The 306-nt window shown below is 48.0% G+C and carries 1 protein-coding gene; it reads left to right on the top strand.

Annotated elements, in window-relative coordinates:
* On the top strand, positions 1-289 hold a 289-nt coding region (locus tag JIG41_RS01080; RefSeq protein ID WP_199524129.1), incomplete at its 5' end, for an SUMF1/EgtB/PvdO family nonheme iron enzyme.
* Positions 290-306 lie beyond the last annotated feature (17 nt).

The following is a 306-nucleotide window of genomic DNA, read 5'->3' as shown; positions in this document are numbered from 1 at the left end:
CATTAGCGGCACTTACCCTCCCAACCCATTAGGGTTTTATGATCTCAGTGGTAATATGATTGAATGGGTTAATGATTGGTGGGCTGAAGATTACTATCGGCACTCTCCTGAGCATAACCCAACGGGCCCCTCTAAAGGCACAAAAAAAGTAATGCGCGGCGGAATGTTTTTAGAATCTCCCCGAGGTAGTAACGTGTATACACGCCAAGAATCTGATGAACTGGGCGAGGCCTACCGTGCCATAGGCTTTCGCTGCGTGCTTAACCAAGCGACGCCACTCACAAAATAGTCATTCCACCTGCAAAT

Origin of the sequence: Pseudoalteromonas sp. bablab_jr011, from assembly GCF_016464045.1 — a bacterium.
Lineage (GTDB): Bacteria > Pseudomonadota > Gammaproteobacteria > Enterobacterales > Alteromonadaceae > Pseudoalteromonas > Pseudoalteromonas lipolytica.
Note: the sequence above shows the minus strand (reverse complement) of the source record. Positions and strands in the feature narration are given on the sequence as shown.